Annotated in this window: 1 pseudogene; it reads left to right on the forward strand. The window is 55.7% G+C overall.

What is annotated here, in order from left to right:
- Positions 1–155 precede the first annotated feature (155 nt).
- Positions 156–501, forward strand: a pseudogene (locus V2H77_RS00100) (catalase); the annotation flags it as partial.

Raw genomic sequence — 501 nt, forward strand, 5'->3', positions numbered from 1 at the left:
CTGTATGAAGAACCGGGCCTAAGCCCGGTTTTTTATTGTCTGAACGATGGTGCTGCTCTATCAGCTTGGTTCGTTTAATAAATTAGTTCTTTGTTGGCGTCTCGTTAGAATTCTCCTCAAGCCGACTTAACCGGTATGTACAAGGAGATACAGGCATGAGCCAAGGCAAGACCCTCACCACCGCTGCTGGCGCCCCCGTTGCCGACAATCAGAATTCTCGTTCAGCCGGGCCTCGTGGCCCTTTGTTGNNTTCCACCTAGTCGAAAAGCTCGCCCATTTCAACCGCGAAGTCATTCCGGAGCGTCGTGTGCACGCCAAGGGCTCCGGCGCCTATGGCACGTTTACCGTGACCGCAGACATAACTCACCTCACCCGTGCCAAGCTGTTCGAGTCCGTTGGCAAGCAAACGCCCCTGTTCCTGCGCTTTTCCACGGTAGGGGGTGAGCGCGGCTCGGCGGATACCGAGCGTGATCCTCGCGGCTTCGCGGTAAAGTTCTATAC

It is taken from the genome of Photorhabdus sp. P32, assembly GCF_038085095.1.
In the GTDB taxonomy this organism is placed as follows: Bacteria; Pseudomonadota; Gammaproteobacteria; order Enterobacterales; family Enterobacteriaceae; genus Photorhabdus; species Photorhabdus luminescens.